Origin of the sequence: Streptomyces sp. HSW2009 (assembly GCF_040240285.1) — a bacterium.
In the GTDB taxonomy this organism is placed as follows: Bacteria; Actinomycetota; Actinomycetes; order Streptomycetales; family Streptomycetaceae; genus Streptomyces.
This window is the reverse complement of record NZ_JBEHZD010000408.1, coordinates 1-7,427: the sequence shown is the minus strand read 5'-3', so window position 1 is coordinate 7,427 and position 7,427 is coordinate 1. Positions and strand designations below refer to the sequence as shown.

Below are 7,427 nucleotides of genomic sequence, written 5' to 3'. Positions count from 1 at the left end.
CGGAGATGTGTATAAGAGCCCGGGGCGCGGCGCGAGCGGGCTGCTGCTGTACGACGTGGCGGCGGTGCGGGCCGACCGGACGGCCATGCGGTGGCGGCGCAGGCTCGGTGACGAGTTGGCCAGCCGACCGCTGGACGACGTCTGGGTGGTGACCGGCGCCGCGGTCGCGGTGGCGCTCGGCCTGTGGCTGCTCGTACTGGCGCTCACCCCGGGCCGGCGCGGGGTGTTGCCGATGCGCCCCGACCCACGGGTACGGGCCGGGCTCGACCGCTCGGCCGCCGCCCTCGTACTGCGCGACCGGGCGATGGCGGTGCCCGGCGTCCGCACGGTCCGCGTCGACGCTGGACGACGACGGGTCACCGTACGGGCCCAAGCGCACTTCAGGGAGTTGGACGAGGTGCGCTCGGACCTGGACGCCGCCCTGGACGACGGCATCCGCCGCCTCGGCCTCGCCCGGCGGCCGGGGCTGCGGGTCCAGGTCCGACGGCCGACGAAGAGATGAGGCGGAAGATGGCGGCGAAGCCGGCGGTGGGGCGGGCCAAGGTGCGGGCCGTGAACCGGGTGCTGCTGGCCCTGGCCGGGGTGGTCCTGATCGCGCTGGGCGCGGCCGTGCTGATCGGCGGGCTCGACCTCCAGCGCCGGTGGGGCTTCACGCTGCCCGGCAGTTGGCCCTTCGACGGGCCCGACGACGTGCTGCTCACCCGGCACGACCGGCGCCGCTGGCGGGATGAGGGCTGGTGGTGGCCGGCCGTCATCGCGGGCCTGGCGCTGGTCGTCCTGCTGACCCTGTGGTGGCTGCTGGCGCAGTCCCGCCGGCGCCGGCTGAACGAGATCCTGGTGCACAGCGGTGACGGCGCCGGCGCCGTGTTGCGGGGCCGGGCACTTGAGGGCGTGCTGACCGGCGAGGCCGAGGCGATGGAGGGCGTCGAGCGCGCCCGGGTCACGCTCCGGGGCCGTCGCACCGCGCCCGAGGCCCGGGTCCGCCTGATCCTGGCCGCCCATGCCCAACCGGCCGAGACCCTGGCCCGGTTGCAGTCCGAAGCCCTGGAACACGCCCGCACCTCCGCGGGCCTCGACCAACTCCCGGCCGAGGTCCGACTGAGGTCGGTACGCCACCGCGCGGAGCGGGTGAGCTGAGGGCCACGGGGTGGGTGGGGGAGCAGGCGGCACGGGGTGGAGAGGCCGGCCGCGGGTCGGCGCGAGCCCCGTTTCTCGCAGGTTGACCGGGGGCCGGCGCGGGCCCCGTTCCTCGCAGGCCGACGCGGGGCGGCCTGGACCAGTCCCGTACGGCAGGACGGTCTCAGCGCCCAACCCCAGCGCGCACCTCCGTCCCCAGGCCGCACCTCTCCCCAGCCCGCACCTCCGTCCCAGTTCCGCGCCCAGCCTCGCCGTCAGCACGTGGTTCCGCTTACAGGTCCTTCTCCCACAGCGTCACGCCGTAGGTGCCGTGCGGGCCGCCCCCCTTCACGTTCTCGCCGACGGCGCGGTAGCCGGCCCGTTCGTAGTACGTGCGCAGCCCCGCGTTGGCGGACAGGCTGTCGAGTCGGCAGCGGGTGCGGCCGGCCGCTGCGATGCGGGACTCGGCGTGGGCGAGCAGATGGCGGCCGGTGCCTGGCGGTGCGACGCGGCGGTCGGTCATCAACCGGTGCACGTACCCGGCGACCGGGGGCTGGTCGCCCCATGCGGCCGGGTCGTCCCACCACAGCTCCCAGCCCCCGGCGATCGGACCGTGCGGGCCGAGCGTCGCGAGCCAGACCTCGCCGGCCCGCAGCCGCTCGCGGAAGTGCTCGACGCCGAGTTCGCCGGGGCGCCACTGGGCGATGCCGTGGGCGATCTGCCAGCGGGCCGCATGGTCCCGCAGGGCGACCAGCGCGGGCAGATCGCCATCGGTCGCCTGCCGGTGATGCAACGGCGCGTGCCGCAGCACCAACTGAGTCCACTCGACACCGGAGCGTCCGTGCAGGTCAGCGCGGTGCGAGTGGTGGGCGACGGTCAGCCCGTGGCGTTGCGCGAGCTCGATCGTCTCGTTTCCTGAGACGGCGAACATGCGGCGCCCGGCGGGCACCGGGCCGTGGCGCAGCGTCAGGACGAGTTGGCCGCCGGCGGCGAGCAGCCCGACCAGGGTGGCCATCGCGGCCGTCCGTTGCTCCGCGTCCAGGTGCATCCACACCGCGGTCGACAGGATCAGGTCGAAGCGCCGCTCCTGCGCGGTGAGGCCCGGCAGGTCGGGGAACGCGTCGTCGACCCACTGCACGGGTTGGTCGGCGTGCCGGGCCCGGCCCAGAGCACGGAGTTCGGGCGTGGGCTCGGCGGCGACGACCGCATGCCCGCGGGCGGCCAACGCCGCGGCGTCCCGGCCACTGCCCGCCCCGACGTCCAGCACGGTCAGGGGCCGTTGCGGGATGAGGTCGAGCACCTCCCGGTGCACATCGTCGAAGGACACGCCCTCGTACTGCTCGACCAGGGAGGCCGCAGCCTCCCCGTACCCCGCCGTACTCGCCATGGCCCGCAGCTCTTCGCCGGCCCGCTCATCCGATAGTTCGCTGGTCACGACCGGGCACTCTAGGCACGGAAGGCCGACCCACACCACGACGAAGATCACGGCCACGGGGCTCAGGCAGACGGGGCACGGGCATACGGGGCACGGGCGTGACGCTCGACCGCGGCGTACGGCGATTTCATCGAGTTCGTACGAAGCGGCCCCTCCGAAAAGGTTCGTACGGGAATCTCCGGGCGGAATCGCCGTACGCCGGGGTCGGCTGTCGGGGCCGGCGGGAGCTGGGCCGGGCAGCCGACCCCGGGGCCGGTCAGAGGCCCGGCAGCATGCCGCCGTCCACCGGGAGCATCACGCCGGTCAGGTACGACGCGGCGGGCGAGAGCAGGAACGCCGCCGCCCGGCCGAACTCCTGCGGTGTGCCGTAGCGGCGCAGTGGGATCGCGGCGCAGTGCTGGTCGCGGGCCGCGGCCGGGTCGGCGGCGAGGCCGTCCAGCTCGCGCACCCGGTCGGTGTCGATGCGCGCGGGCAGCAGGCCGACGACCCGGATGCCGCGCGGCCCCACCTCGCCCGCCAGCGACTTCGCGAACCCGGCAAGTCCGGGACGGAGCCCGTTGGAGATGACCAGGCCCGGGACGGGGGCCCGTACGGAGCCGGAGAGCACCAGGCCGATGACCCCGCCATCGGACAGTTCGGCGGCGGCGCCGCGGGCCAGTCGGACCGCGCCGAGGAAGACCGATTCGAAGGCCGCCTCCCACTGGGCGTCGGTGTTTTCGGCCGCGGTGCCGGCGGGCGGGCCGCCGACGCTGATGAGGATGCCGTCGAAGCGGCCGAAGCGCTCGCGTGTGGTGGCGATCAACCGCGCGGCCGTCTCGGGGTCGGCGTTGTCCGCGGCCACGCCGAGCACATCGGGGCCGAGCTCCGCGGCTGCGGCGGCGGTCTTGTCCGCGTCCCGCCCGGTGATCACGACCTTCGCGCCGTCACCGACCAACTCGCGCGCGGTGGCGTTGCCGAGGCCGCGGGTGCCACCCGTGACGATGTACACCCGGTCTTTGAGTCCAAGATCCATGGGCTCAGTCTGCCTCGCTCCACCCGGCCAGGGCGAGGGCGGTCCCCACCAGACCGATGTGGCTGAACGCCTGCGGGAAGTTGCCGAGCTGCCGCCCGCGCCGGGCGTCGTACTCCTCGGCCAGCAGCCCCACGTCGTTCCGCAGCGCGAGCAGCCGCTCGAAGAGCGCGGTGGCCTCCTCCGTACGACCGGTCAACTGGAGCGCGTCGGCCAGCCAGAACGAGCACACCACGAACGGCGCCTCGCCCCCGGGCAGCCCGTCGACGGGGGCGCCGGACGTGCTGTAGCGGCGCAGCAGCCCGTCCTCGCACAGTTCGGCGCGGACCGCTTCCACCGTCCCCACCACCCGCGGGTCCTGCGGCGGCAGGAACCCCACCCGGGGGATGAGCAGCGTCGCCGCGTCCAGTTCGGTCGAGCCGTAGTACTGCGTGAAGGTGCCCCGCGCGGCGTCGAACCCGCGGGTGCACACGTCGTGGTGCACCTCGTCCCGCATCGCCCGCCAGCGCTCGACGTCGCCGCGCAGCGTGGGGTCACGCTCCAGGGCGCGCACCGCGCGGTCGGCCGCCACCCAGGTCATCACCTTGGAGTGCACGAAGTGCCGGCGCGGTCCGCGCACCTCCCACAGCCCCTCGTCCGGCTCGCGCCACTGCGCCGCCAGGAACTCCAGGAGGGCGCACTGAAGGCTCCAGGCGGTCGCGGTGGCCGGCAGTCCGGCCGTACGGGCCAGGGCGAGGGAGTCGATGACCTCGCCGTAGACGTCGAGTTGGAGCTGGTTGACCGCGTCGTTGCCGATGCGCACCGGCGCCGACGCCGCGTACCCGCGGAGCCAGCCGAGCTCGGTCTCGGCCAGCCGGCGCTCACCGCCGAGCCCGTACATGATCTGGAGGTCGGCCGGATCACCCGCCACCGCGCGCAGCAGCCAGTCCCGCCAGGCCGCGGCCTCCTCGGTGTAGCCGGTGCGGATCAGGGAACCGAGGGCCAGCGTGGAGTCCCGCAGCCAGCAGTAGCGGTAGTCCCAGTTGCGCACGCCGCCCGGCTCCTCCGGCAGCGAGGTGGTCGGTGCCGCCACGATGCCGCCGGTCGGCGCGTACGTCAGCGCCTTCAGCGTGATCAGCGACCGTACGACCGCGTCCCGGTACGGCCCCTGATAGGTGCACTTGGCGGCCCAGGCGCGCCAGTCCGCGCGGCTGTGTTCCAGGGCCTCGTACGGGTCGATGAGGGTGGGCCGCGGGTCGTGCGAGGGGTGCCAGGTGAGGACGAACGCGACCCGCTCGCCCGCGGCGACGGTGAACGTGGAACGGGTGCTGAAGTCCCGCCCGTGCGTCGGCACCTGCGGAACGCTCCGCAGCCACACCGAGTCGGGGCCGGCCACCGCCACCCGGTGTCCGTCGCACCGACGCATCCACGGCACCACGTGGCCGTAGTCGAAGCGCAGCCGCAGCACGCTGTGCATCTCGACCCGACCGCGCCCGCCTTCGACGATGCGGACCAGGTCGGGGGCCTGATCGCGCTGCGGCATGAAGTCGAGCACCCGCACCGAGCCGGACTCGGTCTCCCAGACGGTCTCCAGGATCAGGGTGTCGGGGAGGTAGCCGCGGCGCGTGCAGTGGGTGGGAGTGGGAGCGGGAGTGGGGGTGGGGGTGTGGGGCGCGTCGTGCGGGGAGTGGTTGTCGGCTGGGGAGTCGACGGTCGGGTGGTTGTTGGTGGCGGCGCCGCTGGCTGGTGGGTCGGTCGCGCCGGCGGCCGGGTCGACGTCTTCCGTACCGGGCGGGTGGTCGCCGCTGCCGGGCGCCGGGGCGAGGGTCCAGTGCCCGTTGTCGCGGTCGCCGAGCAGCGCGGCGAAGCAGGCGCCGGAGTCGAACCGGGGCAGGCACAGCCAGTCGATCGAACCGTCCCGCCCGACCAGCGCCGCCGTCTGTAGATCACCGATCAGGGCGTAGTCCTCGATGGAAGAAGCCATGCCGAGCCGTCTTCCCGCACCACCGCCCGCTACTCGGCGGCGCGGCCGTTCGGCCGACACGGGGCACTCGGCGTGCGGCCGTTGTAGGGGGGTGGGGGCTTGGTGGTGGGGGTGCGGGTCGGCTCAGGCGCTGTCGGGGCGCGGGGCGCTCGCGGAGACGGTGGCGGTGGCGCGGTCGGCGTCCGGGCCGTCCTCGACACTCCGGCCGGCAGGCTCCGTACGGGCGTCAGGCTCCGTACCCGCGTCAGGCTCCGTACGGCCATCAGGCTCCGCACGGCTATCGGGCTCCGTACGGCCGCCGGGCTTCGTCGCACGGTCCGCTGTGCCCGTGGGGGTGTCGGGTTCCGTACGGCCCTCGGGTTCCGTACGGGCGTTCGCCGTCGGCGGGCCGTCGGGATCGGTGTCGGCGTCGGCCTTCGTCCCCGTTTCGGATGCGGGAACGGGGGGCCGGTCGGTGTCGGCCGCGGTGGTGTCGGGGGCCTGACCGGGGGCTTGGCCGGTGGCTTCGCGGGGGGTGGCTGCGGGTGTGCCGCCGGTCGGCTCGGCGACTGGCCCGGCTGCGTCCTCGTTCCCGTCCTGCTCAGGTGCTGCGGCTGCTTCTTCTTCAGCCTGCGCGGCGGCCTTGGCCGCCTTGGCCGCCGCCGCGGCCTGGTCGCGCAGTTCCCTGCGGAAGAGGACGATCCAACCGGCCGGCACCGCGGTCGTGAACAGCCACCACTGGATCGCGTACGCCATGTGCGGACCGATGCCGCTGGTGTCGGGCGCGGGCACCGGATCGGGCTGGCCCTCGCCCGCGGGCTGGGAACCGGTCAGCTCGACGTAGCCGCCGAGCAGCGGGCGGCCGACCGCCTCGGCCTGGCGCTCGCTGTTGATGAGCATCACCTGGCGGGGCGGCAGGCCCTTCTTGTCCTTGATACCGCTGCGCCCGCTGGTCTCGTCGGCCTTGAGCCGTCCGCTGACGGTGACCTTGCCCGTCGGAGGCGCCGGAACGTTCGGGAACTGCGTCAGGTTGCCGGGCGCCGGAATCCAGCCCCGGTTGACCAGTACCGCCTTGCCATCGGCGAGCAGGAGGGGGGTGACCACGAAGTAGCCGATGGACTGGTCGTCCGAACCGGTGCGCTGGCGCACCACGACCTCGTGGCGCGTGTCGTACGTGCCGACGGCCGTGACCTTGCGCGAGGCGTTCTTCTTCGGTACGTCCCGGCCTACGGCGGCGAGCTCTCCGACGGCAACGGGCGGCGCGTCCAGGCTCTTGGACACCTGACGGTTGTGCTCGACCCGCTGCTCGTGCCGGCTGAGCTGCCAGAAGCCCAGCTTGATCATCACGGGGATGAGGACGAGCCCCACCAGGGTGAGGATCACCCACTGCCGGGTCAACAGGAAGCGGTACACCCCATGACGGTACAACTCGGCCGTGCCAGGGAAACGAGCGGGGCGCCCGGCGGTGTCAAAACGCCAGGCTGCCCTCGACGCCCGGCTGTCCCGGATGCCCGACTTCCCTCGACGCCCGAATGCCGCTCCAGACCTGGCGGCCCCCTACATCCAGCCGCCCCTCCTCCTGCCACGTCCGCCTACGCGGGGGCCTGCCTCACCTCACGCGGCGGCTCGCCCCACCCCACGCGGCGGGTCGCCGGACCCTACGAGGCTGCTCGCTCCACGTCATACGGGGGGTTGCCGGAGCTCACGCTGCGGCTCGCCGGAGCCCGGCCGTACGGCGAGACCGGACCGCCGCACCGCCGGGCGGGGCGCCGCCCGCTACGAAGCACCGCCCACTGCGGAGTAGCGGGGGGCGCCCGGGGGGGCCCCGGGGGGGCCCCGCGGCCCCGGGGCCCGGGGCGGGGCGTGGGGGGGCGCGGGGGGTGGGGGGGGGGGGGGGCCCCGGCGGGCGGGGGTGGGAGGACGCC

Annotated in this window: 6 protein-coding genes; 2 read left to right on the top strand and 4 right to left on the bottom strand. The window is 74.5% G+C overall.

The window, feature by feature from the left end; translation table 11 throughout:
- Both AAHZ94_RS24755 and amaP read left to right on the top strand, forming a co-directional pair.
- A partial coding sequence (locus AAHZ94_RS24755) for a DUF6286 domain-containing protein (protein WP_349995332.1) occupies positions 1-502 on the top strand: 502 nt, incomplete at its 5' end.
- 8 nt (positions 503-510) lie between these two features.
- Positions 511-1,137 carry an alkaline shock response membrane anchor protein AmaP gene (amaP, locus tag AAHZ94_RS24750; protein WP_349995330.1) on the top strand — a complete coding sequence of 209 codons (627 nt, stop codon included), beginning with the start codon at positions 511-513 and terminating at the stop codon, positions 1,135-1,137.
- Positions 1,138-1,408: 271 nt separating this feature from the next.
- Here the strand turns inward: amaP and AAHZ94_RS24745 are convergent, their stop codons facing one another.
- The 4 genes from AAHZ94_RS24745 to AAHZ94_RS36500 form a co-directional block, all read right to left on the bottom strand.
- The gene (locus AAHZ94_RS24745; RefSeq protein ID WP_349995328.1) at positions 1,409-2,551 is read right to left on the bottom strand and encodes a methyltransferase domain-containing protein; all 1,143 of its coding nucleotides are present in this window, start codon (positions 2,549-2,551) and stop codon (positions 1,409-1,411) included.
- Between the two features lie 256 nt (positions 2,552-2,807).
- Complete coding sequence (locus tag AAHZ94_RS24740) at positions 2,808-3,563, bottom strand: SDR family oxidoreductase (RefSeq protein WP_349995327.1); 756 nt, start codon at positions 3,561-3,563, stop codon at positions 2,808-2,810.
- Positions 3,564-3,567: 4 nt separating this feature from the next.
- Positions 3,568-5,523 (bottom strand): glycoside hydrolase family 15 protein, encoded by a 1,956-nt coding sequence (locus AAHZ94_RS24735; protein WP_349995326.1) that lies wholly within the window; start codon positions 5,521-5,523, stop codon positions 3,568-3,570.
- Between the two features lie 123 nt (positions 5,524-5,646).
- Positions 5,647-6,915, bottom strand: coding sequence for an SURF1 family cytochrome oxidase biogenesis protein (locus AAHZ94_RS36500; protein ID WP_502964769.1), 1,269 nt, complete (start codon positions 6,913-6,915; stop codon positions 5,647-5,649).
- Between the last annotated feature and the right edge of the window lie 512 nt (positions 6,916-7,427).